The 23,471-nt window shown below is 68.9% G+C and carries 23 protein-coding genes; 15 read left to right on the plus strand and 8 right to left on the minus strand.

What is annotated here, in order from left to right:
* Window positions 1-128: 128 nt before the first annotated feature.
* Entirely contained in the window at window positions 129-1,649 is a 1,521-nt protein-coding gene (locus ACFVGY_RS34795) for a peptide MFS transporter (RefSeq protein WP_385685616.1), read from the minus strand.
* 496 nt (window positions 1,650-2,145) lie between these two features.
* On the opposite strand from ACFVGY_RS34795, the gene ACFVGY_RS34800 reads away from it, so the two are divergent.
* On the plus strand, window positions 2,146-2,823 hold the full coding sequence (locus ACFVGY_RS34800) for a response regulator transcription factor (RefSeq protein WP_179176873.1): 678 nt from the start codon (window positions 2,146-2,148) through the stop codon (window positions 2,821-2,823).
* A 16-nt stretch (window positions 2,824-2,839) separates the two neighbouring features.
* Window positions 2,840-4,105: an ATP-binding protein gene (locus ACFVGY_RS34805; protein ID WP_385685619.1), complete on the plus strand. Its 1,266-nt coding sequence runs from the start codon at window positions 2,840-2,842 to the stop codon at window positions 4,103-4,105.
* A 75-nt stretch (window positions 4,106-4,180) separates the two neighbouring features.
* Here ACFVGY_RS34805 and ACFVGY_RS34810 read toward each other — a convergent pair whose 3' ends face one another.
* Window positions 4,181-4,720 carry a GtrA family protein gene (locus ACFVGY_RS34810; RefSeq protein WP_385685622.1) on the minus strand — a complete coding sequence of 180 codons (540 nt, stop codon included), beginning with the start codon at window positions 4,718-4,720 and terminating at the stop codon, window positions 4,181-4,183.
* A gap of 215 nt (window positions 4,721-4,935) precedes the next feature.
* On the opposite strand from ACFVGY_RS34810, the gene ACFVGY_RS34815 reads away from it, so the two are divergent.
* The 4 genes from ACFVGY_RS34815 (at window position 4,936) to ACFVGY_RS34830 (ending at window position 9,113) form a co-directional block, all read left to right on the plus strand.
* Complete coding sequence (locus tag ACFVGY_RS34815) at window positions 4,936-6,075, plus strand: 5-(carboxyamino)imidazole ribonucleotide synthase (protein WP_385685625.1); 1,140 nt, start codon at window positions 4,936-4,938, stop codon at window positions 6,073-6,075.
* Window positions 6,072-6,617 (plus strand): 5-(carboxyamino)imidazole ribonucleotide mutase, encoded by a 546-nt coding sequence (purE, locus tag ACFVGY_RS34820; RefSeq protein WP_385685628.1) that lies wholly within the window; start codon window positions 6,072-6,074, stop codon window positions 6,615-6,617. Before ACFVGY_RS34815 ends, purE begins: the two co-directional genes overlap by 4 nt.
* Entirely contained in the window at window positions 6,614-7,810 is a 1,197-nt protein-coding gene (locus ACFVGY_RS34825) for a dipeptidase (RefSeq protein ID WP_385685631.1), read from the plus strand. The genes purE and ACFVGY_RS34825 overlap by 4 nt, the downstream gene beginning before the upstream one ends.
* Before the next feature lie 208 nt (window positions 7,811-8,018).
* Entirely contained in the window at window positions 8,019-9,113 is a 1,095-nt protein-coding gene (locus ACFVGY_RS34830) for a membrane dipeptidase (protein ID WP_385685634.1), read from the plus strand.
* Between the two features lie 113 nt (window positions 9,114-9,226).
* Here the strand turns inward: ACFVGY_RS34830 and ACFVGY_RS34835 are convergent, their stop codons facing one another.
* Window positions 9,227-10,570, minus strand: coding sequence for a UDP-glucose dehydrogenase family protein (locus tag ACFVGY_RS34835; RefSeq protein ID WP_385685637.1), 1,344 nt, complete (start codon window positions 10,568-10,570; stop codon window positions 9,227-9,229).
* A 225-nt stretch (window positions 10,571-10,795) separates the two neighbouring features.
* Here ACFVGY_RS34835 and ACFVGY_RS34840 point away from each other — a divergent pair, with 225 nt between their 5' ends.
* Entirely contained in the window at window positions 10,796-11,953 is a 1,158-nt protein-coding gene (locus ACFVGY_RS34840) for an acyl-CoA dehydrogenase (RefSeq protein ID WP_385685640.1), read from the plus strand.
* Between the two features lie 200 nt (window positions 11,954-12,153).
* Here ACFVGY_RS34840 and ACFVGY_RS34845 read toward each other — a convergent pair whose 3' ends face one another.
* On the minus strand, window positions 12,154-13,329 hold the full coding sequence (locus ACFVGY_RS34845; RefSeq protein ID WP_385431643.1) for a tyrosine-type recombinase/integrase: 1,176 nt from the start codon (window positions 13,327-13,329) through the stop codon (window positions 12,154-12,156).
* Between the two features lie 124 nt (window positions 13,330-13,453).
* On the opposite strand from ACFVGY_RS34845, the gene ACFVGY_RS34850 reads away from it, so the two are divergent.
* From ACFVGY_RS34850 to ACFVGY_RS34865, 4 genes are all read left to right on the plus strand, one after another.
* A complete protein-coding gene (locus ACFVGY_RS34850; RefSeq protein ID WP_385685643.1) occupies window positions 13,454-13,996 on the plus strand; it encodes a hypothetical protein in 543 nt (180 codons plus the stop codon).
* Between the two features lie 81 nt (window positions 13,997-14,077).
* Window positions 14,078-14,245 carry a helix-turn-helix domain-containing protein gene (locus tag ACFVGY_RS34855; RefSeq protein ID WP_385685646.1) on the plus strand — a complete coding sequence of 56 codons (168 nt, stop codon included), beginning with the start codon at window positions 14,078-14,080 and terminating at the stop codon, window positions 14,243-14,245.
* Window positions 14,246-14,298: 53 nt separating this feature from the next.
* Window positions 14,299-14,997, plus strand: coding sequence for a hypothetical protein (locus ACFVGY_RS34860; RefSeq protein ID WP_385685648.1), 699 nt, complete (start codon window positions 14,299-14,301; stop codon window positions 14,995-14,997).
* 1,199 nt (window positions 14,998-16,196) lie between these two features.
* Window positions 16,197-17,414 carry a phage major capsid protein gene (locus tag ACFVGY_RS34865; protein ID WP_385685650.1) on the plus strand — a complete coding sequence of 406 codons (1,218 nt, stop codon included), beginning with the start codon at window positions 16,197-16,199 and terminating at the stop codon, window positions 17,412-17,414.
* A gap of 74 nt (window positions 17,415-17,488) precedes the next feature.
* Here the strand turns inward: ACFVGY_RS34865 and ACFVGY_RS34870 are convergent, their stop codons facing one another.
* The 3 genes from ACFVGY_RS34870 to ACFVGY_RS34880 form a co-directional block, all read right to left on the minus strand.
* On the minus strand, window positions 17,489-17,917 hold the full coding sequence (locus ACFVGY_RS34870) for a hypothetical protein (protein WP_385685653.1): 429 nt from the start codon (window positions 17,915-17,917) through the stop codon (window positions 17,489-17,491).
* A 99-nt stretch (window positions 17,918-18,016) separates the two neighbouring features.
* Window positions 18,017-18,457, minus strand: a complete 441-nt coding sequence (locus ACFVGY_RS34875; RefSeq protein ID WP_385685656.1) for a glycine-rich domain-containing protein — start codon at window positions 18,455-18,457, stop codon at window positions 18,017-18,019.
* Window positions 18,458-18,855: 398 nt separating this feature from the next.
* Window positions 18,856-19,056, minus strand: a complete 201-nt coding sequence (locus tag ACFVGY_RS34880; RefSeq protein WP_385685658.1) for a hypothetical protein — start codon at window positions 19,054-19,056, stop codon at window positions 18,856-18,858.
* Window positions 19,057-19,237: 181 nt separating this feature from the next.
* Here ACFVGY_RS34880 and ACFVGY_RS34885 point away from each other — a divergent pair, with 181 nt between their 5' ends.
* The 4 genes from ACFVGY_RS34885 (at window position 19,238) to ACFVGY_RS34900 (ending at window position 22,317) form a co-directional block, all read left to right on the plus strand.
* Window positions 19,238-19,492 (plus strand): hypothetical protein, encoded by a 255-nt coding sequence (locus tag ACFVGY_RS34885; RefSeq protein ID WP_385685660.1) that lies wholly within the window; start codon window positions 19,238-19,240, stop codon window positions 19,490-19,492.
* Window positions 19,464-19,979: a DUF6879 family protein gene (locus ACFVGY_RS34890; RefSeq protein WP_385685663.1), complete on the plus strand. Its 516-nt coding sequence runs from the start codon at window positions 19,464-19,466 to the stop codon at window positions 19,977-19,979. The genes ACFVGY_RS34885 and ACFVGY_RS34890 overlap by 29 nt, the downstream gene beginning before the upstream one ends.
* A 14-nt stretch (window positions 19,980-19,993) precedes the next feature.
* Window positions 19,994-20,842, plus strand: a complete 849-nt coding sequence (locus ACFVGY_RS34895; protein ID WP_385685666.1) for a helix-turn-helix domain-containing protein — start codon at window positions 19,994-19,996, stop codon at window positions 20,840-20,842.
* A gap of 395 nt (window positions 20,843-21,237) precedes the next feature.
* On the plus strand, window positions 21,238-22,317 hold the full coding sequence (locus ACFVGY_RS34900; protein WP_385685669.1) for a sugar phosphate nucleotidyltransferase: 1,080 nt from the start codon (window positions 21,238-21,240) through the stop codon (window positions 22,315-22,317).
* An 84-nt stretch (window positions 22,318-22,401) separates the two neighbouring features.
* Here ACFVGY_RS34900 and ACFVGY_RS34905 read toward each other — a convergent pair.
* A partial coding sequence (locus tag ACFVGY_RS34905; protein WP_385685672.1) for an LCP family protein occupies window positions 22,402-23,471 on the minus strand: 1,070 nt, incomplete at its 5' end.

Below are 23,471 nucleotides of genomic sequence, written 5' to 3' on the forward strand. Positions count from 1 at the left end.
CCTCCCCGCCCCAACGTGGGGCAAACACAACCCCCCCCCCGCGCCCCACCCCCCGCCCCGCCCTTCGCCCCGAGCCCCCCCCCCCCGGGTGGGCGGCGGGGCCGTTCCACCCGACGGGCGGGGACGCGTCAGTTCACGTCGCCCATGAGCGCGTTGACCTTCTTGCGGTACATGTAGATCGCAAGACCGGCGAGCACGGCGGCGGCCGCCTGGAAGACGATCACGCCGACGCCGTCCAGCTTCACCTCGGCCAGACCGAGCAGACCGGTGATGCAGTCACCGGCCGTGACGGCGAGGAACCACACGCCCATCATCTGGGAGGCGTACTTCTGCGGCGCCATCTTGGTCGTGACCGACAGGCCGACCGGGGACAGGCACAGCTCGGCGAGGGTGTGCATCAGGAAGATGAGCACCAGCCACCACATGGTGGCCTTCTCGTCGCTGCCGGCGGTCTGGCTCAGCGGAACGGCGAACACGAAGAACGAGGCGCCGACGATGACCAGGGCCACCGAGAACTTCACGATGGTGCTGGGCTCGCGGTTGCGGCGGGCCAGGGCCACCCAGGCGGCGGCGAAGACCGGGGCGAGGGCCACCACGAAGAGCGGGTTCAGCGACTGGAACAGAACGGTCGGGACTTCCCAGCCGAACAGGCTGCGCTCGGAGTTCTTGTCACCGAACAGCGAGAGGGTCGAACCACCCTGGTCGTAGATCATCCAGAACACGGCGGCGGCCACGAAGAACCAGATGTAGGCGCTCATCTTGGTCTGCTCGCCGGCGGACAGGTCCTTGTCGCGCTTGATGCGCACGAGGACGGCGACCGGGATGATCAGACCGGCGATCGTGATCGGGTACAGCGCCCACTTGATCGTGAACATGTCCGCCGCGACGACGGCGCCGTAGAAGACGGCGACGACGGCCAGGACGGCGAGGGCCTTGAAGATCACGGCCTTGCGCTCGGCCGGGCTCAGCGGGTTCGGGACGAGGCTGCTCTTCGGGTTCAGGGTGCGGCCGAACACGAGGAACATGGCCAGGCCCAGGCCCATGCCGACGGCGGCGAGCAGGAAGCCGAGGTGCCAGTTGACGAGCTCGCCGACCATGCCGATGCCGATCGGCGCGGCGAGGGCACCCACGTTGATGCCGATGTAGAAGATCGTGAAGCCACTGTCACGGCGCGGGTCGTCCGCACCCTTGTACAGGTGGCCGACCATCGTGGAGATGTTGGCCTTCAGCAGACCCGAGCCGACCGCGACCAGCAGCAGGCCGACGAAGAACGCGATCTGGCCGGGCAGGGCGAGCGACACGTGGCCCGCCATGATCACGGAGCCGGCGATGGCGACCGTCTTGCGGGCGCCCCAGACGCGGTCGCCGAACCAGCCACCCGGCATGGCCATGAGGTAGACCATCGCCACGTACACGGAGTAGATCGCCGTGGCCGTCGCCGCCGTGAAGCCGAGGCCGCCGCCCTGGGAGCCCGTCGCGGCGTCCACGCCGCCGGAGACCAAGTACAGGACGAGGAGCGCGCGCATGCCGTAGTAGGAGAAGCGCTCCCACATCTCGGTCATGAACAGCGTGGCCAGGCCGATGGGGTGGCCGAGGAAGGTCCTCTCGTGAGCTGCGCTCGGCGAGGCCTGCGTCAGGCTGGAAGCCATGTCGATCCTTGCTTGCTCGGGACGCCTGGCTTCGTGAGCCGGTCGGCGCCCGGTGGGGGGTGGCCGGAACCGGCGGCGGGGGTTCCGGCCCCCACGCCCTCGGGGTCTCGCACCCGCCGCGGAGGGCAGGGGCGAGGGAACTTCCGCAACCGGGATCCACGCCCTCGCGCGCGGTTTCGCGCGCCGGGCCCGGCCCACAGGTCATTCACTGGCACCGGAGTCGATCGGGAAAGTCGTCAAGACCCTCTGAGCGATCCGGACAGAATTGAGACCTTTGGCTCGGATTTCGGCGCAAAGGTCCCGGAGGTAGTGCATCAGGCGTCTCGCCACCATACGACACGACCGTGCAGCATATGAAAGGACTTGAGAGATGGATCACAGGAGGATTGGGAACCGTTTCAGCATTTCCGAAGGCGGCCTTCACGCATAAGTCCAGTTGGAAAGGGGTGTGCGGGCCCGCCCCTGCGGATCGCCGCCGCGGACTACCATCACCCACATGACGCGTGTACTGCTCGCCGAGGACGACGCATCCATTTCCGAGCCGCTGGCCCGCGCCCTGCGCCGGGAGGGGTACGAGGTCGAGGTCCGGGAGGACGGCCCCACGGCCCTGGACGCGGGACTGCAGGGCGGCGTGGACCTCGTCGTCCTGGATCTGGGCCTGCCGGGAATGGACGGCCTGGAGGTCGCCCGCCGGCTGCGCGCCGAGGGCCACAGCTTCCCCATCCTCGTGCTCACCGCCCGCGCGGACGAGGTCGACACCGTGGTCGGCCTGGACGCCGGAGCCGACGACTACGTCACCAAGCCCTTCCGCCTCGCCGAGCTGCTGGCCCGGGTCCGGGCCCTGCTCCGGCGCGGCGCGAACGAGACGGCCCAGCCGCCCGCCACCCACGGCGTGCGCATCGACGTCGAGTCGCACCGCGCCTGGATGGGGGAGGAGGAGCTCCAGCTCACGGCCAAGGAGTTCGACCTGCTGCGGGTCCTGGTCCGCGACGCCGGCCGCGTCGTCACCCGCGACCAGCTGATGCGCGAGGTCTGGGACACCACCTGGTGGTCCTCCACCAAGACCCTCGACATGCACATCTCCTGGCTCCGCAAGAAGCTGGGCGACGACGCCGCGAACCCGCGCTACATCGCCACCGTTCGCGGCGTCGGCTTCCGCTTCGAGAAGAGCTGAGCGACCGCCCCCTGCCATGCGCCGCCGTCTGATCAATTCCACGCTCGCCGTGGTGCTCGTCGTGATCGCCGTGTTCGGGGTCTCCCTCGTCATCGTGGAGACCCGCACGATCACCAGCAGCGCCCAGGACCGCATCGAGTCCGAGGCGCTGCGCCTGGTGGGCATCGTCGAGGCGAACGTCCTGGAGCGCCGGCCCGTCGACTCCGAGGCACTCGCCGAGCAACTCGACCCGGGCCGGTACGCCCGGATCACCGTTCCCGGACAGCCGGCCGTCGAGGTCGGCGAACGGATCCCCGACGACGTCATCCGCGGCATGGCCAAGGGCGAGCAGGGCGAGCTCGTGGTCGTCGAGGAGTCCCGGGCCGCGGTCACCCAGGAGGTCGTGCGGACGCTGGCGGTGGTCGGCGCCGTCGCCCTGCTGGCCGTCGTGGCCGCCGTGCTGCTCGCCGTACGCCAGGCCAACCGGCTGGCCTCCCCGCTCACCGACCTCGCCGAGACCGCCGAACGGCTGGGCTCGGGCGATCCGCGGCCCCGGCACCGCCGGTACGGGGTTCCCGAGCTGGACCGCGTCGCGGACGTGCTGGACTCCAGCGCCGAGCGGATCGGCCGGATGCTGACCGCCGAGCGGCGGCTCGCCGCGGACGCCTCCCACCAGCTGCGCACCCCCCTGACCGCGTTGTCGATGCGGCTGGAGGAGATCACGGTCACCGAGGACCTGGAGACCGTCCGCGAGGAGGCGACCATCGCCCTCACCCAGGTGGAACGGCTCACGGACGTGGTGCAGCGGCTGCTGACGAACTCCCGCGACCCGCGGACCGGCTCGGCCGTCCCCTTCGACCTGGACGAGGTCGTCAAACAGCAGGTGGAGGAGTGGCGACCGGCCTACCGCAGCGCCGGCCGGGCCATCGTGCGCTCCGGCAGGACGGGCGTCCGCGCCGTCGGAACGCCCGGCGCGGTCTCGCAGGTGCTGGCGACGCTCGTGGAGAACGCCCTCATGCACGGCGGCGGCACGGTCGCCCTGCGGACCCGGGTCGCCGGGAACCAGGCGGTCCTGGAGGTCACCGACGAGGGGCCGGGAGTCCCGCCCGACCTCGGCAACCGGATCTTCGAGCGGGCCATCAGCGGGCGCAACTCTACCGGCATCGGCCTGGCGGTGGCGCGGGACCTCGCGGAGGCCGACGGGGGCCGGCTGGAGCTGCTCCAGGCACAGCCGCCGGTGTTCGCGCTGTTCCTGAGCCGGACGGAACCGGAGCACAAGGAACCGGCGAAGACGGTCCGCTGACCGCGGCGAGGGCTCCCGCCGGGGCCGATGGTGCCGATGGGGATGGGGCCGCCGGGGCCGACGGGGCCCCTGCCGTCACTTGCCCGCGGGCTCCGGCGCCGGCTCGGGCGCGGCGACGGGACGGGTGCGGCCGGTGCGGCCCGGGCCGCCCGCGCGGTCGGCTTCGGGCGCGTGCGCCGGGAGGGCCTTGAAGACCCAGGTCCGGTACGACCAGAACCGGAAGACCGTGGCGGTGCCGATGCCGATGAACTTGAACAGGTTCGTCGCGAGTCGGCCGTCCCAGCCGAGCCCGTACGTCGCGGCGTACAGCACACCGTTCTCGATCACGAGCCCGATCAGGCTGAACGCCATGAACAGCGGCAGCTCGCGCGAGTTCCCCGCATGGGCGCGGTCCCGATAGGCGAAGTACCGGAAGCCCATGTAATTGGTGAGGATCGCCACGACGGTGGCTATCACGCTCGCCCGCACCACCTGGAGGTCCGTCGTGTGGCGGATCAGGTTGAAGACGCCCAGGTTGACCAGTACGCCCACGCCCCCGACGGCCCCGAACTTGGCGATCTCACGCGCGAGCCCGCGTACGCGTTCGAGAGCGGATCCCTGCTCCGGCGTGCTCATCTAATGGTCGGTCCTGTCCGTCGCCGCTCCCGTGCGGGAGCGTCACTCGCTTCTCGGTCGGCCCACCCATGCTAAGTGTCACCCCATCGGGTCGTCTGTGCCTTCCGGCACTGTGGGTTCCTCCAGCGCCACGACGCAGGGCGCACAGGACGTTGCTACGAGTGCGGAGCGGGCCCGCGTCCGGATGGCGGAAAACCGGCCGATACTCTGGAGGGGTGACGTTCCCGGTAGTCGGCATGGTCGGCGGCGGTCAGCTCGCCCGCATGACCCACGAGGCGGGCATCCCCCTCGGCATCAAGTTCAAGATCCTCAGTGACACCCCGCAGGACTCGGCGGCCCAGGTCGTGAGCGACGTCGTCATCGGCGACTACCGCGACCTGGAGACGCTGCGCGCCTTCGCCCGCGGCTGCGACGTGATCACCTTCGACCACGAGCACGTGCCCACCGAACACCTGCGGGCCCTGGAAGCGGACGGCATCCCCGTCCGGCCGGGGCCCGACGCGTTGGTGCACGCCCAGGACAAGGGGGTGATGCGCGCCAGGCTCGACGAGATCGGCGCCCCCAGCCCCCGCCACCGCATCGTCGCCGACCCGGAGGACGTGGCGGCCTTCGCCGAGGAGGTCGGCGGCTTCCCCGTCATCCTCAAGACCGTCCGCGGCGGCTACGACGGCAAGGGCGTGTGGTTCGTCCGCACGCCCGAGGACGCGGAGGCCCCCTTCAAGGCCGGCGTCCCCGTCCTCGCCGAGGAGAAGGTCGACTACGTCCGCGAACTCGCGGCGAACATCGTCCGCTCCCCGCACGGCCAGGCCGTCGCCTACCCCGTCGTGGAGTCCATCCAGGTCGACGGCGTCTGCGACACCGTGATCGCCCCCGCCCCGAACCTCTCCGAGGGGCTCGCGGGCGAGGCCCAGGCCCTCGCCCTGCGCATCGCCAAGGAACTCGGCGTGACCGGCCACCTGGCCGTGGAGCTCTTCGAGACCACCGACGGCCGCATCCTCGTCAACGAACTGGCCATGCGCCCGCACAACAGCGGCCACTGGACCCAGGACGGCGCCGTCACCTCCCAGTTCGCCAACCACGTCCGCGCGGTCCTGGACCTCCCCCTCGGCGACCCGCGCCCCCGCGCCCGCTGGACGGTCATGGCCAACGTGCTCGGCGGCGACTACCCCGACATGTATGCGGGGTACCTGCACTGCATGGCCCACGACCCGCAAGTCAAGATCCACATGTACGGCAAGGACGTGAAACACGGCCGCAAGGTCGGCCACGTCAACGCCTACGGCGATGACCTGGACGATGTGCTGGAACGCGCACGTCACGCTGCCGGCTACCTCAGAGGAACGATCACCGCATGAGCACCTCCAGCACCGAGGGCACCGCCCCCGTCATCGGCATCGTCATGGGCTCGGACTCCGACTGGCCCGTCATGGAGGCGGCCGCCCAGGCGCTCGACGAGTTCGAGATCCCCTACGAGGTCGACGTCGTCTCCGCGCACCGCATGCCCCGCGAGATGGTCGAGTACGGCGAGCGGGCCGCCGACCGCGGCCTGAAGGCGATCATCGCCGGCGCGGGCGGCGCCGCCCACCTGCCCGGCATGCTCGCCTCCGTCACGCCGCTGCCCGTCATCGGCGTGCCCGTGCCGCTGAAGTACCTCGACGGCATGGACTCCCTGCTGTCGATCGTCCAGATGCCCGCCGGGGTTCCCGTCGCCACCGTCTCCGTCGCCGGGGCCCGCAACGCCGGCCTCCTCGCCGTACGGATGCTCGCCGCCCACGACCCCGAGCTGCTCGGCCGAATGCGCGACTTCCAGCAGGAGCTGAACGACCAGGCCACCGAGAAGGGCAAGCGGCTGCGGGCCAAGGTCGCCGGCGCGGAGTCCTTCGGGTTCGGCAAGTGAGCGCCCCGGACGCGGACCGGCTCGCCCAGGCCCGCGCCCTGCTCGCCGAACACCCCGTCGTCGACGGCCACAACGACCTGCCCTGGGCGCTGCGCCAGCAGGTGCGCTACGACCTGGCGCGCCGCGACCTCGCCGGCGACCAGTCGGGCCACCTGCACACCGACATCCCCCGGCTGCGGGCCGGCGGGGTCGGCGCGCAGTTCTGGTCGGTGTACGTCCGCTCCGACTACACGGGCGACCAGGCCGTCAGCGCCACCCTGGAGCAGATCGACGCCGTCGCCCAGCTGATCGACCGTTACCCGGCCGACCTGGTGCGGGCGCTGACGGCGGACGACATGGAGGCGGCCCGCGCCGACGGCCGGATCGCCTCCCTGATGGGCGCCGAGGGCGGCCACTCCATCAACAACTCGCTGGCCACCCTGCGCGCCCTGCACCTGCTGGGCGTGCGGTACATGACCCTCACCCACAACGACACGATCGACTGGGCCGACTCCGCCACCGACGAGGCCCGCCACGGCGGCCTGACGGACTTCGGCCGCGAGGTCGTCCGCGAGATGAACCGCATCGGCATGCTCGTCGACCTCTCGCACGTCGCCGCGACGACGATGCGGGACGCCATCGAGGCCTCCGCCGCGCCGGTGATCTTCTCGCACTCGTCGGCGCGCGCCGTCTGCGACCACCCGCGCAACGTCCCCGACGACGTCCTGGAGCGGCTGCCCGCCAACGGCGGGGTGGCGATGGCCACGTTCGTGCCGAAGTTCATCCTCCCGGCGGCGGTCGAGTGGACCCTCGCCGCCGACGAGAACCTCCGGGCGCACGGTTTCCACCACCTGGACACCACCCCCGAGGCGATGGCCGTGCACCGGGCCTTCGAGGCCGGGAACCCCCGCCCGCTGGCCACCGCCGCCACGGTGGCCGACCACCTCGACCACATGCGCGAGGTCGCCGGCGTCGACCACATCGGCATCGGCGGCGACTACGACGGCACGGCCTTCACCCCGGCCGGACTGGACGACGTCGCCGGCTACCCGAACCTCATCGCCGAACTCCTCCACCGCGGCTGGTCCCGGGCCGACCTGGCCAAGTTGACCTGGTCCAACGCCGTACGGGCGCTGCGCGACGCGGAAGCGGTGTCGCGGGAGCTGTCGGCGTCCCGGGGCCCCTCCAACGCGGTGCCGCACCCGGCGCCGTAGCCCCGGGACCGCGACGGGACGGCCACCGGACCGCGACGGCCCGGCGGGGCCGTGTGCGCGGCCCCGCCCGGCAGGGCGCGGCAGGGCTGTGACCTGCGGGTTGGCCCGCGGCATACACCCGAACGCCACATCTGCCGGGCGACCGGGGCGTCCGGCGTGTCACGGTGGCAGCACCTCTCCCTGCTGCCGCCGAGACCGGAGCGAATCCATGGCCGACCTGCAGGATGAACCGCACGCCGGGAATCCCGCGTACACGCTCGACACGGCCCCCGCGGGCCCCGGCTCCGTCGGAGCCGAGGACCTGCCCGCCGTGGTGGCCGCCGACTCTCTCGAACGGGCCGTCGCGCTGCTGTCCCTCCACCCCGTGGCCGACGGGCACAACACCCTCGTCTGGACCCTGCGCCAGAGCCCGTACCACGACATCGACACCACCGACCTGGGCGTCGACACCGACATCCCCCGGCTGCGCGCCGGCGGGGTCGGCGCCCAGTTCTGGTCGCTGATGATGCCGCGCGAGGCCGCGGCCGCCGACCAGATGGTCTCCGACACCCTTGAGCAGATCGACGCCGCCCGCGCCTTCGTGGGCCGCTACCCGGACAGCCTCTGCCTGGCGCTGACCGCCGACGACATGGCCGACGCCCGCAACCGGGGCCGGATCGCCTCGTTCCTGGGACCCGTACCCGGCCGCACGCTCATCGACTCCCTCGGCGCGCTGCACGCCTTCCACGCGCTGGGCGTACGGATCCTCGCGCCGGCGGGAGCGCCCTGGGCGCAGGAGGGCCTGACCGCCTTCGGCCACGAGGTGGTCAAGGAGACGAACCGGCTCGCGATGCTGCTGGACCTGACCGGCTGCCCGCCGGTGGTGGCCTGCCAGATCGCGAGCGCCTCCAAGGCCCCCGTCATCGTCTCCCACACCGCGGCGGCCGCCCTGAACGACCATCCGGGCAACGTCACCGACGAGGTGCTGCTCGCCCTCCGGGCGGCGGGCGGCCTCGCGATGGTCACCTTCGACTCCGCGCAGACCGGGGACTCCCTGCACGCGGTCGCCGACCACCTGGAGCACCTCCGGGCCGTCGCCGGCCCGCACAGCGTGGGACTCGGCGCCTCCTTCGGCACCGAGCACGGCACCCCCCGCCCGGCCGGCCTGACCGACCCCTCGGGCTACCCGAGGCTGGTCGCGGAGCTGCTGGACCGGGGCTGGTCGGAGCCCGACCTCTCCCTGCTGACCTGGGGCAACGCCCAGCGGGTACTGCGCGACGCGGAGTTCACCGCCCGCGCCGCCCACCACCGCAGACCGGGCTGAGCGGCTGAGCGGGCCACCGCGCCCCGCAGGGATACGGGGAACTGCGCGACCGGCCGCGACCGGGCCGCAGACGACCGCCGGCCCACCGCGGCACCGCCCGCGGAGCGCCCGGCTCAGGCGCGCGGCCGGCCCATGGCCCGGTAGGTCCAGCCGGCCGCCCGCCAGCGCGCCCCGTCCAGCGCGTTGCGGCCGTCGAGGACCAGCCGGTCGGACACGACCGCGCCCAGCTCCACCGGGTCCAGGTCGCGGAACTCGCGCCACTCGGTGAGGTGCAGGACGACGTCCGCACCGCGGGCCGCCTCCACCGCCGAGTCCGCGTACGCGAGGGTGGGGAAGACGCGGCGGGCGTTGTCCATGCCCTTGGGGTCGTAGACGGTGACCTGCCCGCCCTGGAGGTGGATCTGCCCGGCCACGTTCAGGGCGGGCGAGTCGCGCACGTCGTCGGAGTCCGGCTTGAAGGTGGCGCCGAGCACGGCGACCCGCTTGCCGAGGAACGCCCCGCCGACCGCCTCCCGGGCCAGCTCGACCATGTGGCCGCGGCGGCGCATGTTGATGGAGTCGACCTCGCGCAGGAAGGTGAGCGCCTGGTCGGCGCCGAGCTCGCCGGCGCGCGCCATGAACGCCCGGATGTCCTTGGGCAGGCAGCCGCCGCCGAAGCCGATGCCGGCGCGCAGGAACTTCGCGCCGATGCGCTCGTCGTGGCCGATGGCCTCGGCGAGCTTGACGACGTCGCCGCCGGCGGCCTCGCAGACCTCCGCCATCGCGTTGATGAAGGAGATCTTCGTGGCGAGGAAGGAGTTGGCGGCGGTCTTGACGAGCTCGGCCGTCGGGAAGTCGGTCACCACCAGCGGAGACCCCTCCGCCATCGGCGTCGCGTACACCTCGCGCAGCAGCTTCTCGCCGCGGTCGCCCTGGACGCCGACGACGATCCGGTCCGGGTGCAGGGTGTCCTGGACGGCGAAGCCCTCGCGCAGGAACTCCGGGTTCCAGGCGAGCTCGACCTCGTCGCCGGCCGGGGCCAGCTCCGCCAGCTTGGCCGCGAGCCGCTCCGCCGAGCCCACCGGCACGGTGGACTTGCCGACGACGAGCGCCGCCCGGGTCAGGTGCGGGGCCAGGGATTCGACGGCGGAGTCGACGTAGCTCATGTCGCAGGCGTACTCGCCGTGCTTCTGCGGGGTGTTCACGCAGACGAAGTGGACGTCGCCGAACTCGCCGACCTCCTCCCAGGACTGCGTGAACCGCAGTCGCCCGGTGGATCCGGGAAGCCCCGCGACGTGCCTGGCGAGCAGCTCCTCCAGCCCGGGCTCGTACATCGGGACCCGCCCGGCCGCCAGCATTTCGATCTTCTCCGGGACCACGTCCAGCCCGAGCACCTCGAAGCCCAGCTCGGCCATTGCCGCGGCGTGCGTGGCGCCGAGATAGCCGGTGCCGATCACTGTGATCCTGAGGGGGGCCATGGGTGCTCCAGAGGTGCGGGGCCGATTGCGCCAACTGAGCATAGTCGCGCCGGTCCGGGGGGACGCTTCCCAGGAGCACCGTGGAGCCCGCCGGTGCCCACGGCTGTCGTGCAGCTCACGTGCCGCGTGCGTACCGCTGCGCGGATGCCGGCCACTAAGATTTGGGTTACTTAACGGTAGTTAGCAATGACTGAGCGCACGCTTCACCTTGGGGAGTGAGAGATCTTGGCGGGTTCTGCCGACTTCGACCTGTACCGCCCGGCCGAGGAGCACGACATGCTCCGCGAGTCCGTTCGCTCGCTCTGCGAGGCGAAGATCCTCCCGTTCGCGGCCGCGGTCGACGAGGAGGCCCGCTTCCCGCAGGAAGCCCTGGACGCCCTCGTCGCCAACGACCTGCACGCCGTTCACGTCCCCGAGAACTACGGCGGTGCGGGCGCCGACGCCCTCGCCACCGTCATCGTGATCGAGGAGGTGGCCCGCGTCTGCGCGTCCTCCTCCCTGATCCCGGCCGTGAACAAGCTCGGCTCCCTCCCGGTGATCCTCTCCGGCTCCGAGGAGCTCAAGGCCAAGTACCTCACGCCGCTCGCCAAGGGCGACGCGATGTTCTCGTACTGCCTCTCCGAGCCCGACGCCGGTTCGGACGCGGCCGGCATGAAGACCCGCGCGGTCCGCGACGGCGACTCCTACGTCCTCAACGGCGTCAAGCGCTGGATCACCAACGCGGGCGTCTCCGAGTACTACACGGTCATGGCCGTGACCGACCCGGAGAAGCGCTCCAAGGGAATCTCCGCCTTCGTGGTCGAGAAGGGCGACGAGGGCGTCTCCTTCGGCGCGCCGGAGAAGAAGCTCGGCATCAAGGGCTCCCCGACCCGGGAGGTCTACCTCGACAACGTCCGCATTCCCGCCGACCGCATGATCGGCGCGGAGGGCACCGGCTTCGCCACCGCCATGAAGACCCTGGACCACACCCGCATCACCATCGCGGCCCAGGCCCTCGGCATCGCGCAGGGCGCCCTCGACTACGCCAAGGGCTACGTCCAGGAGCGCAAGCAGTTCGGCAAGCCGATCGCCGACTTCCAGGGCGTCCAGTTCATGCTCGCGGACATGGCCATGAAGATCGAGGCCGCCCGCCAGCTGACCTACGCGGCCGCCGCCAAGTCCGAGCGCGTCGACTCCGACCTCACGTTCTTCGGCGCCGCGGCCAAGTGCTTCGCCTCCGACGTGGCCATGGAGGTCACCACGGACGCGGTCCAGCTCCTCGGCGGCTACGGCTACACCCGCGACTACCCGGTCGAGCGCATGATGCGCGACGCGAAGATCACGCAGATTTATGAAGGCACGAACCAGGTCCAGCGCATCGTCATGGCGAGGAACCTGCCGTAGCAGGGTTTTCGCAGGTCAGAGACTGTCTGCGGTGCCCCGGGAGCCGTGATCGGCTTCCGGTCCGTTCGGGTCCGTTCCGGGCCCTTCCTGGGCGTCATGCTGGGGAAATCCTGGGCGGACATCGGGCGCGGAACGGGTGGTGACCTGCATAAACGACGAGGCCCCCGGCATCATGCCGGGGGCCTTCCGTATGGGCTGGGTCAGGCGACTTCGGTCCGCTCGGTGGGGTCGTCCGCGCCGGGAGTCAGCATGGTCGCGATGGCTGCGCGCCCGCGCTGTTCGGCCCCTTCGAAGATGTAGTGGTAGTGCTCGCGGAGCACGTCCGTGCTGCTGTGCCCCATCCAGTCGGCCACGTCGTTCTCAGGGACGCCCGCGTACAGCAGCCGGGAACCGTAGTAGTGCCGCATGGAGTGCGGCTTGCAGTAGGGCACCTCGCCCTTCGTGAGGGCGACCAGCCAGATTTGCCGGTAGAAGTACGAGGCGTACAGGTACCCGGTCCGGGTCACGTTCGGGAACAACAGGCGCTCCGGCCCCCACACACCGTGGTTCTTGATGTGCCTGCGCAGCTCGAAGGCCACGTTCGGAGGGAGGGGCACAACGCGCCCCGGCTCCTCCTCGTCACGGGCCTTGACGTGCCGCCGCTGTAGCGCGCTGTTCTTCCCCGACTCGGATTCGCCGTCCTCGGCGATCTGGAAGTCGACGCGCAGAACCTCGGCCTGGAAGTCGATCTGATCGCGCGAGACCGCCATGGCCTCACCGATGCGGAGACCGCATCCCGCCATGAGCCAGAGCATCGCGCGGTACCGGGGCGGAGCCCCGTCGAGCATCGCCAGGACTTCCCGGGTGGTCAGCCGCCGGGCATTGCTCTTGTGCTCGCGTATCTCCTTGGCGCGGCTGCCCGCGTGCCGGATCTTCTTGCACGGGTTGCGCCCGATGATCTCGTTCACGACGGCCCAATCCATCATCCCGGAGAAGAACGAGAACCGCTGGCGCCGGGTCCGGGCGGACAGCTTCCTGTCCTGCTCCATCCACAGCAGCCACTGTTCGATGTCCGCGACCTTCAAGGACACGATGGAGCGTGCCTTGAAGAACGGTTCCAGGGTCGTGTTCTGGATCGATCGGTACTGCTTCTTGGTGCTGTTCTCCAACTTCCTTTGCTGGGTCCACTGCTCCCAGACCGCCGTGACGGCCTGCTTCCCCAACTTGTCGTCGAGGTACGTCCCGGCGTCGAGCTCCTGCTCCTTCCGCTTCCGGTGGTCGTCTGCGCGCTTCTTGGTCTCGAACGACTTCTGACGCTGCTTCCCGTCCGGGTCGTACCAGAACGTCGTCCACTTCTTCGCGTCGTCCTTGGAGCGCGCTACCCATGCCCTTGCCACGCCTGCCCTGGCCTTCCCGTCGTGGGCACCACCTGCCGTGGCTGCCCCCGGCCATAGTTTGCGCACGGTCCACCCTGGGTTGTCAACACAGGGTGGACCACACCCGGTGGTGTATGGTCGGGGTATGCGAGAAGACGAGAGCGGATTCGAGATCACTCAGCAGCAAGGAGGCTGGGTCATCCGGATGCGGTGGCCGGAAGGGCCGATTACGGGGGGCCCGCAGCGCGTGACCGTGGAACCCGCCGAGGACGCCGAACCGCGCGACGTCGTGCGCGGCATCTCTACGACCGTGCTCCGCAGACTCGACCTCGCTGCCGCCGTGAACCTGGCCAAGGCGGCGCCAAGGGCCCAGGAGACCCTGGAGGGTGTAACGCGGGAGCTGGACGCCTCGGGAGAAGCCGCTGGACGCCTCTTGGCAGCTGAAGGCGTCTCGGAGCGGTACCTGGCTCTGCTGGCCGCTACGTACGCAGCCATGGCCGAGACGGGCGCTCCGGCGCCGGTGCCGTGGCTCGCCCGCCTGATCGAGCGTCGTCCCGAGACCATCAAGGACCACTTGAAGAAGGCGCGCCGAGAGGGCTACCTCGGCACCGTGGCGGGCAAGGCCGGCGGTGAGGTGACCGCTAAGGCCAGAACGATCCTGCAATCCATTGCGAACACCCAGGGTTAGCCAGCCCGTATTTTTCGAAACTTCATATCTCAGAGAGCCCCGAGTCGCCTCGGGGCTTTTTTACACGCGGAGGTCGGTTTGGTGAAGTTGCTGACGGTTACTGAGGTGGCCGAATTTCTGAGCAAGCCTCGAAGTTGGGTATACGACAATTGGCGCGCGGAGCAGATTCCTTTTCGTCGGGTGGGTCAATCCCTCCGGTGTCGTCCGAGTGACCTGGACCGCTGGTTGGATGCTCAATTGGCTGAGTGAGATAGCTGTCGATGGACGGCCCCCGCGCGTGTAAACGCTACTGGGGCCTATGCATGTCCCATCTTGAACCCGCCACCCTGCCGGGGGTACAACTCAATCAGCACCCAACTAGGAAAGGACACATCGGTTCCCGCATGGCTAATCGCTCTGATGCCGCTAAGGCACGACACGGCATATGGGTCTTCACCCTGGCCACGGCCGAGGCTCCCGGGGCCGACGCTCTCAGAACTCACAGGCTCACGCGCAAAGACGCGTGGCCCAACTTCACCCGCTTCCTTATAGCCGTCGGTACGCGTTGGGGGACGTGGGGAGAGGAGATACGGCCCACGCTGGACCGTATCGAGGAAGCGATCGGCATTGACCGGTCGAAGGTCAGTCGATGGCTGCACGCGGCCGTGGACCTCGGATACCTCGCTGTGGCCCGCCAGGGCTCCCGTGGGATCGCCACGACGTATCGAATTGCCATCCCTGGAGAGAACGGCGAGAGGCCCGCTCATGGCCTTTCGCGCGCCCCCAAGGCCCATATGCCGGCCGCCAGGCCCGAAAGGCGCTCTAAGGGCATTCTGGGACCGTCCGAGACGCCCGCGCCCAACGGTGCGCGCACGCTCAAGTGGGATGACATGAGTTGGGAGGCTCAGGCGGTGTTCCTGTCGGCCCCCGCCGAACGGCAGCAGCAATGGAAGCCGGAGTACGGACCGTACGATGCCGCCGTTAAGGCGGCCATGGCTCACAACCCCTACCTGCCCGTTTAACCCCTGCCCCCCTGTCCCACAGGGGAGGCCAGATGAGATAGAGAAGTAGAGCCGCTGTGTCATAGCAGCGGCCTCGCTATCTCACGCCTACCCCTTCCCTGTCTCAGACTCCTAGGCTCTTTGAGACGTAACTAGTAACTAAGAACTACAGACCCCTTCGGGGTCTGTTAGCTACTCGCAAGCTCGTAGCTACGCCCTGGCCGGTCGACAGACCCGGACAGCCAGGCTCCCTCACGGGGCCTGACTCAGCTAAGGCTTAAGCGAAGCTGCGGAGCAAGCGGAGCGAGACCAGAGACTCCTTCGGCCTGTAAGCCTTCGGAGTCTTTCAACGGCCAAGGTAAGAACTGCCTTACGTTCTGGGCTCCCGAAAGGGTGCCCCCCCTGTTCTTTTGGACTTCTCTCCGCCAAGGAAGGCACGCACGGCCCCGTGAGGGCCGCCGGGGAGGAATCCAGGCCTGAACCTCGCTCGCAGTTCACGCGACCTCTCACGGCCGCCTAGGAAGCCGCAGCAGCCGTGAAAAGCGGCGGAGGGGGGATTTAAAAGTCTGAACGTGCCTCTTTCTGCACCCGCCGCCTTCCCTCTTTGTGAGCGCGCGGGGGTTCGCCTGGGTTTGTGGGACCGAAACTCCGTCGAGGATGCTCCATAGATAGTGACCGCCATCACTTGATTTCTAGCGTGGGAATCGTGCCGGTAACAGGTCTATATAAGACGTAGTAGGGAAACCTCCGATTCTCTTCGGGTCGAATCGGAGAGCGGCACGGGCGGTGTTGCTGAGGGCGGTAACCTCCATGGTTTGACTCCAAAGGCCATGGGGGTTCACCTCCTTCCCCTCCAGGCAACACAGCTTCCGGGCCGAGTAGGGAACGAGGATCCATGAACGACGACGTCACGCTTCGGTGCTGGTCCTGCTATAAGGAATTCAGTGTTCGGTATGGCCCTGGGCGGCCTCGGCGCTATTGCGATCCCCGATGCAAGTCTGTGGCGCGCATGGCGGCGCGCAGGCTTCGCTACGTGGCGAATAGAGAAATGCTGCGCATAGCGCATGTCGCTGCGAAGTAAATGACGAGCCTCCCGGCGAATCGGGTAACTCGTTCCACGTATCAGAGTGATACCGCCCCAACTTAGAACCGCCCCACCCGTCCGGGTGCCTGGGCGGTTTTTTATGGCCGCTTCCGGCCCGCACAGAGAAGGAATCAACTTGAAGACTGAACTTCGGAAGATTTTCGAGTCGGCCGAGTCCGATGATCGCGGCCTTTCTCCCCGCGAGATTGCTGCCGTTATCAACTCCATTCCAGCCGAGGAGCGCAGGGCGCGCACGGAAATCCTGGCTGCCGTTAACGGAGCGGATGGCTCTGACTCGCCGGAAACCCGCCGCTCTATTGCCGAGACTTTGAAGCACATGGAGCTGCGCACTCTCGATGCCCGAGAGGATCGGGCGAGCTTTGATCGGGAGACTGAGGTTCGCAGCCTGGTAGCCGCACATTCGGCGATTCTGACCCCTGGTAGCGCTGACAGCTCTAGCACTGAAGAGTGGCGTTCCCTTGTTCCCTCGCTGAGTGAGTACCGCGCCATTTCTGGTGGCGTCGCTTCCGAGGGCGGCTACACGGTACCCACGGAGATTTCCGGGAAGTACATTGACGCCCTTAAGGCGAAGTCGACGTTCCTCCGTGGCCTGCCCGAAGGCAGCGTAATCCCGTTTACCTCCGCCACCTTCTCGGTTCCTCAGCTCGTCTCGTCTACCGGCGCCGACTATGTCGCTGAGGGGCAGACCATCCCCGAAGGTCAGATGGTTTGGGGCGAAGTCAAGTTCACCGCTAAGAAGATTGGTGAAGTGCAGTGGGCTAGCACCGAGGTGCTAGAGGACTCGGCCGTTGATCAGCGGCGAGTCATCGCTGACAACCTTCTTCGCGATGCCTCTCTGAAGTTCGACGCTGACGCGTTCACCGGGTCCGGCGTTAACCCGATTAAGGGCGTCATCTCGCAGGGTACTTCTACGACCCTCGGCGCCGGAAAGGTAACCGTCACCTATGACGACCTGGCCGACGCCGTCGCGCGCATCGACGCGACTAACGGCACCCCTTCCGTGGTGTGGGCTTCTGTCGATATGGCTGCGGCTCTCCGGAAGGAGAAGGCCGCCGGTTCGGGCGTTTATCAGGGCGGTTCGCCGACTGATTCCCCGGCTTCCACTGCGTGGGGGCTTCCCATCCTGCCGAGTGCTTTTCTGCCCGCTAAGACCGTGATCGTGGCTGACGCTTCCCGGGTTGTTGTCGGTGTGCGACGTAACGCCACTGTTCGGATCAGTGAGGATGCTCGATTTGATAAGGATCAGGTTGGCTTCAAGCTGACTATGCGTATGGCTGGCGTGTCTGTCGCCGAGGCTACTTCTGTGCAGATCGTAAAGGCTGCAGCTAGCTAGGCCGGCTGCAAGTGAAACCCCCGCACCCAACATGGGTGCGGGGGATTTCTGCATTTCCGCCTACGGGCTCTCGCCTAGGCGTTGTAGAGCGTAGGACGTTCCGCGACCTGGTCCGGGGTTAGCCCTTCGATAGTCAGGTTTCCCGTCCAAAGCTGGTCACGGTTGGCGTACGTCGCATCGAACCGGACGCGCTTTCCACCCGGCTCCAGTTTCCACCCCTGTTCCTGGAACTGCGCGATGCGATCGCTGCCGCACACGAATGCCCGAGTGGCTTGAGTGAGCACCCATTGGGCTAGCTCGGTCTCGCTGGCCGTGGGTCGTCCGCAGTTGCGAGCCATCTGCCACAGGCGCCCCCACTCGACCCCGGGAGTCAGCGGGCCGACGATGGCCACGTCCCCGATTCGCCGTTGATCAAGGTGGTGCGTGGCATACCCGAAGACCACGCCGAACATGGCGAATACGGTGACCCTGCTGCTCCCGGTCAGACCCTCGTCAGATGCCATGGGCGGTACCTCTGCTCAGGGCAGGGCCCGGGCACCTGTGACGTGTCCGGGCCCTACTTCGTACGAGCGGATCACGACGTGATCCGTGTTGTGAGTGGGTCAGCAGCCGTCGCCGTCGCCGCAGCAGGCCGGCTGGTTGCACTCGGCTGCGGTGCCCCACAGCCGGGCGTCGACCTCGAACCCGGCGGCCTTGACACGGTCGGCCACGGACACCATCAGTCCGCGCGTCCGCACCCTGGAGTTCGGGGCGTGGTGGACGAAGTAGCCGAACTGCTCCTGACACCAGGCGGCGTACTCCTGCGTGTGGAGCATGAACGAGTGCCAGCCGGGGTCCACCCGCTCACTGGGTGCCATGTCGTACGCCTTCTGGCTGCCCAGGACGTACACGAACGCGATGGCCTGGTCCATCACGCGGTCGGCCGCGACCCGCTCAAGGCCGTACTCGTCCGCACAGAACGCTGCCAGCCGCTCGAACAGCTCGGGGCTGACAAGGTCCCGCCCGTGCCGTAAGGCGACGGGACTTTCCACCATGGTCGTCATCGTGTGACTCCTTCTGTCGATGGGTGGAGGTCAGGCGGCGGGCGGGGGCGGGAACTGGCCTCCGCCGGTATCGCCGGACTTGTCGCCGGGGTCGGTCGCTGCGCATTCGTGCACCTCCTTCCGGCCGTGGTCTGTTGCCCGCCCCCGTCGGGGCGGGGGCCTGTGTCAGGTCGTAGCGACCCGATGAACAAGGGCGATGTCCTCGAACCCTCGGAGAAAGCGGCCGTGACCGCTGTTCAGACCCGCGTGCGTCATGCACTGCCGATCGACCTCGGCCACGTCGGGGCCGGGAACGGCAGCCCAGCCGCACCCCTCGTAGAGGCAGCTCGCAACCACAGTGGGCGTGCACTGGGGGTCTCTGATGATTCGGTGCTCGGCGTATCGGATGACTGAGCGCGTCATCGGCGCGACCCGTCCGCCTTGACACACCGGGTGTGCCAGTACGCGACCTGGGGCGGGCCGTTCTTCCCGGCCAGCATCCCCCGGCGGGCGATCTGGTGCAGGGGGATCGGCATGCTGCACGACGGGCACGTCTCGCGGTTCCTGGTGTAGGTCGCGTACTCCCACGCCTGCTCACCCGTCTGCCCGGTACCCGCCATGGCGTCCTCCCGATCTCCCGAAGCCGACGGAACGACCCTAGGAAGCGGCTGGTGTGAGGCTCCACAAACTTGCATGGGCTTGCACGCCAATTCGCATGGCTAGTAGCGGTATTGACGCCGTATCTGCTGCTCGGTGAAGCTCATGCAAGCCCGAGCAAGCACCTAGACCAGGGAGCCAGCCATGGCCATAGAGTTCGTCGGCATCGACCCGAACACGGACCGGGACCACTGCCCCACCGTGTGGGCGGATGCGGAAGCTCAGGAGATCTTGTTGCAGGGGTGGAAGCCGAGCGCCGAGACTCAGGCGGACTGCGAGGCGAGCAGCCCCGCGAACGGACCGGTGCCCGACAGTGAAGCCATCGTGAGGATTCCGGCCCGGATGATCCCGCTGATCAGGGAGGCGTGTGATGCCGTCGAGCGTGCCCAGCTTCGCTGAGCTGCTTGGTCAGTGCGAGCGTTCAGCTGTTCACCTGGAGCTACGCGACGCCTACGCGCCGACGGATCGGTTCGAGGCGTGGAAGCGCGGTGAGCGGATCAACTGGAACGACCGCGAGTCCTGGTGGCACCCCTACGATCAGTTGATCAAGGACACCGTGGCCCGGGGCGTATCCGTCCGCCGGGCCCGGGTGGTCTCCGAGCCCGTATCGGATTACATCCGCTGGGAGCACTACGTCACCCACGCCAACGTCACTGCGGGCGAGGAAGTCCGGTGGCTGCCCCGCCGCCGGGCTACGAGCATCCCCCTGCCGGGAAACGAATTCTGGCTGTTCGACGGTGCTCTTCTCCGTGTGCACCACTTCTCCGGTGACGGGGTGGTGGTGGAGGACGAGATCACGTCCGACCCGGAGACCATAAAGCTGTGCTCCGCTGCGTTCGAAGCAGTCTGGGAGCGAGCGATCCCGCACCACCTGTACGAGATCTGACGAAAGCCAGCTCCATGCCCCCACACCCCTCCTCAAGCGTGCAGAAGGCCCGTGAAGACCTCGCCGGCCGTCTGCGCGAGATCAGAAGGGATGCGGGCATCAGCGGGCGGGAGCTGGCCGTCAGGTGCGGTTGGTCGGAGTCGAAGTCGTCCCGGATCGAGAACGCCAAGACACCCCCCTCTGACGCGGACATCAAAGCGTGGTGCCGAGCCTGCTCCGCTGACGATCAGGTTCCCGACCTGATCGCAGCAAACAGGCAATCAGCCGACGCGCACGTTCATTGGAGACGACTTCAGCGGAGTGGTCTCCGGCGCCTGCAAGAGTCCACGGGGGACCTGTACCAGCAGACCAAGGTGTTCCGGGTGTACGTCTCCGACGTGATCCCCGGATTCCTCCAGACGCCTGGATACGCCACTGCCCTGCTGTCGTCCATTGCAGGCTTTCGGGGAACCCCGGACGACGTGAGTGACGCCGTGGCGGCCCGCATACGGCGGAATGCGGTGCTGAACCACGGCGCCCCACGGTTCTCGTTCGTGCTGGAGGAAGCCGTCCTGCGGTACCGGTTGTGCAGTGCGGAAACCATGGCGGCCCAGCTTGGCCACCTGCTCGGGGTGATGGAGCTCCAGAACGTCGCCGTGGGCATCATCCCGTTCTCGGCGCAGCGGACCGTGTGGCCCATGCCAACCTTCACGATCTTCGATGACGCCCGAGTGCACGCAGACACCTTGGACGCCGCTTCCACGCTCACCCAGCCCAGCCAGGTCGAGCTGTACGCCCGGGCCTATGAGAGGCTTTCGCAAGGGTCGGTGCGGGGCGCTGCCGCACGTTCTCTCGTAGCGGGTGCCTTGGCGTCCCTAGACTGAGTGCGGGCGTATTCGCCCGGGCGGTAGCAGTGCTCCGACCAGCGAAGAAGCCTGCGTGATCATGGGGGAATCCTGGGGAGACCCCTGTCGGTGGGGCATCTGTGCAGGTAGAGGCGTTGCATGGGGTAAAGCACGCAGATTTATGAAGGCACGAACCAGGTCCAGCGCATCGTCATGGCCCGCAACCTGCCGTAACACCCTTCCGGCGAAGCGCCCCCGCCGCGCCCCGCGGCCGGGGGCGTTGCGCTGCCCGCTCCCGGCCCGCGACCGGTAGAAGCCCACGTGAGGGGTGCCCCGCGGGCGGGGTCACGATTCGTGTGCCGTGCGGCGGGTGGCGGGCGGGGATGGGTTAGCTTTGGAGCTTCATAGGCCCGGACCGGGTGGGGAGAAGGAATTTGGAAGCGATCCTGCTGGTCGGGGGGCAGGGGACGCGGCTGCGCCCCGTGACGGTGAACACCCCGAAGCCCATGGTGCGGGCGGCCGGGGTGCCGTTCCTCGCACATCAGATAGCCCGGGCGCGGGCCGCCGGCGTCACGCACATCGTGATGGCCACCTGCTACCTCGCCGAGGTCTTCGAGCCCTACTTCGGTGACGGCTCCGACTTCGGCGTGCGGCTGGAGTACGTCGTCGAGGACGAGCCCCTCGGCACCGGCGGAGCCATCCGCAACGCCGCCCGCCGCCTGACCGGCGGCCCCGACGACCCGGTCCTCGTCTTCAACGGCGACATCCTCACCGGCCTCGACATCGCCGGCCTCGTCGACGCCCACCGGTCCGCCGCCGCCGACGTCACCCTGCACCTCGTGCAGGTCGAGGACCCGCGCGCGTTCGGCCTGGTCCCCACCGACCCGGACGGGCGGGTGCTGGCCTTCACCGAGAAGCCGCAGACCCCCGAGGAGATCATCACCGACCAGGTCAACGCCGGCTGCTACGTCTTCCGGCGCAGCGTGATCGACTCCATCCCGGCCGACCGGCCCGTCTCCGTCGAGCGCGAGACCTTCCCCGGCCTCCTCGCCGATGGCGCCCTGCTCCACGGCGTCACCGAGAACACGTACTGGCTGGACCTCGGCAAGCCCGAGTCCTTCGTCCGGGCCTCCGCCGACCTGGTCCGCGGTGTCGTGGCCTCGCCGGCCGTGCCGGGGCCGCGCGGGGAGTCCCTGGTGCTGCCGGGCGCCCGCGTCGCGCCCGGCGCCACCCTCTCGGGCGGCACCGTCGTCGGCGCCGGGGCCACCGTCGGGGCCGGCGCGGTCGTGACCGGGTCCATCGTCCTCGACGACGCCGTCATCGGGCCGGACACGCAGGTCAACGCGAGCCTGATCGGTGTCGGCGCCACGCTCGGCCCGCGCACCGTGGTCGACGCCGCGGTCGTCGGCGACGGTGCCGTCATCGGCGCGGACAACGAACTGCGGGCCGGCGCCCGCGTCTGGTGCGGCGCCGAACTGCCCCCCAAGGCGCTCCGCTTCTCCCCGGACAGCTGACCCCCGCCGCACCGGCGAACGCCGACGGCCCCTGCTCCAGGAGTTCCGGAGCAGGGGCCGTCGGCGTACGGCCACGCCATGCGGTCAGTTGCCGGTGACGGTGACCTTCTCGTCGTTCTGGATCTGCTGGACGATCTGCTTGACCTTCGGCTTGTCCCAGAGCAGGTTCCCGCCGCGCTCTCCCGCGATCGGCATGTTCATCGAGGTGCCGTTGCCGCCGCTGATGCCCTTCATCGCGAAGAACATCTCGCCCATGTCCCACAGGGACATGTCCTTGTCCACGATCAGCGTGTCCAGGCCCGCGCCCAGCACCGGGTACAGCTTGAACGGGTTGAGGACGGTGCCCGGGGTGGCCGCCTGGCTGGCGAGGGCCGCCAGGAACTTCTGCTGGTTCTTCGTACGGGCCAGGTCCGACTCCGCGAACGCGTACCGGGTGCGGACGAAGGCCAGGGCCTGCTCGCCGTTGAGGGTCTGCTCGCCGGCCTGGAAGTCGGCGCCGGACTTCTCGTCCTTGAAGGCCTTCTCGATGTTCATGTCGACGCCGCCGAGCGCGTCGACGATGTTCGCGAAGCCCGCGAAGCCGATCTCGGCGTAGTGGTCGATGCGCAGACCGGTGTTGTGCTCGACCGTGCGGACGAGCAGCTCCGGGCCGTCGTCCGCGTACGCCGCGTTGAGCTTGGTGTGCTTGCCCGTCCCCGCGTACTTCTTGCCGGACTGGGAGCCGACGAAGGAGGGGATCTCCACGTCCGAGTCGCGGGGCAGCGAGATCATGGTGTTCCCGCCGGAGCAGGCCGCCAGGATCATCATCGAGTCGGTGCGCTTGCCCTCGGCGGAGCCGGTGTGGAGCTTCTTCTTCTCCTCGTCGGACATCCCCTCGCGGCTGTCGGAGCCGACGATGAGGTACGTCGTGCAGTCGTCGTCCTTCGGGCGCTCGATGACCTTGGCGAGGTCGACCTCGCGGCGCACGTTGGAGTCGGCCCAGAAGTAGGTGCCGATGGTGGTCACCAGCAGGGCCGTGCCCAGGACGATCGAGCCGATCTTGATGCGCCGGCGCCAGTCCGGGGCGGCGGCCGGGCCGCGGCCCCCGCGCGCGGCCCCAGGGGCCGGGCCCCCCCCGCCGGGGCCGCCACGGCCGCCGCCGCCCCCGCGGACGC

It is taken from the genome of Streptomyces sp. NPDC127106, assembly GCF_042677605.1.
Classification (GTDB): domain Bacteria; phylum Actinomycetota; class Actinomycetes; order Streptomycetales; family Streptomycetaceae; genus Streptomyces.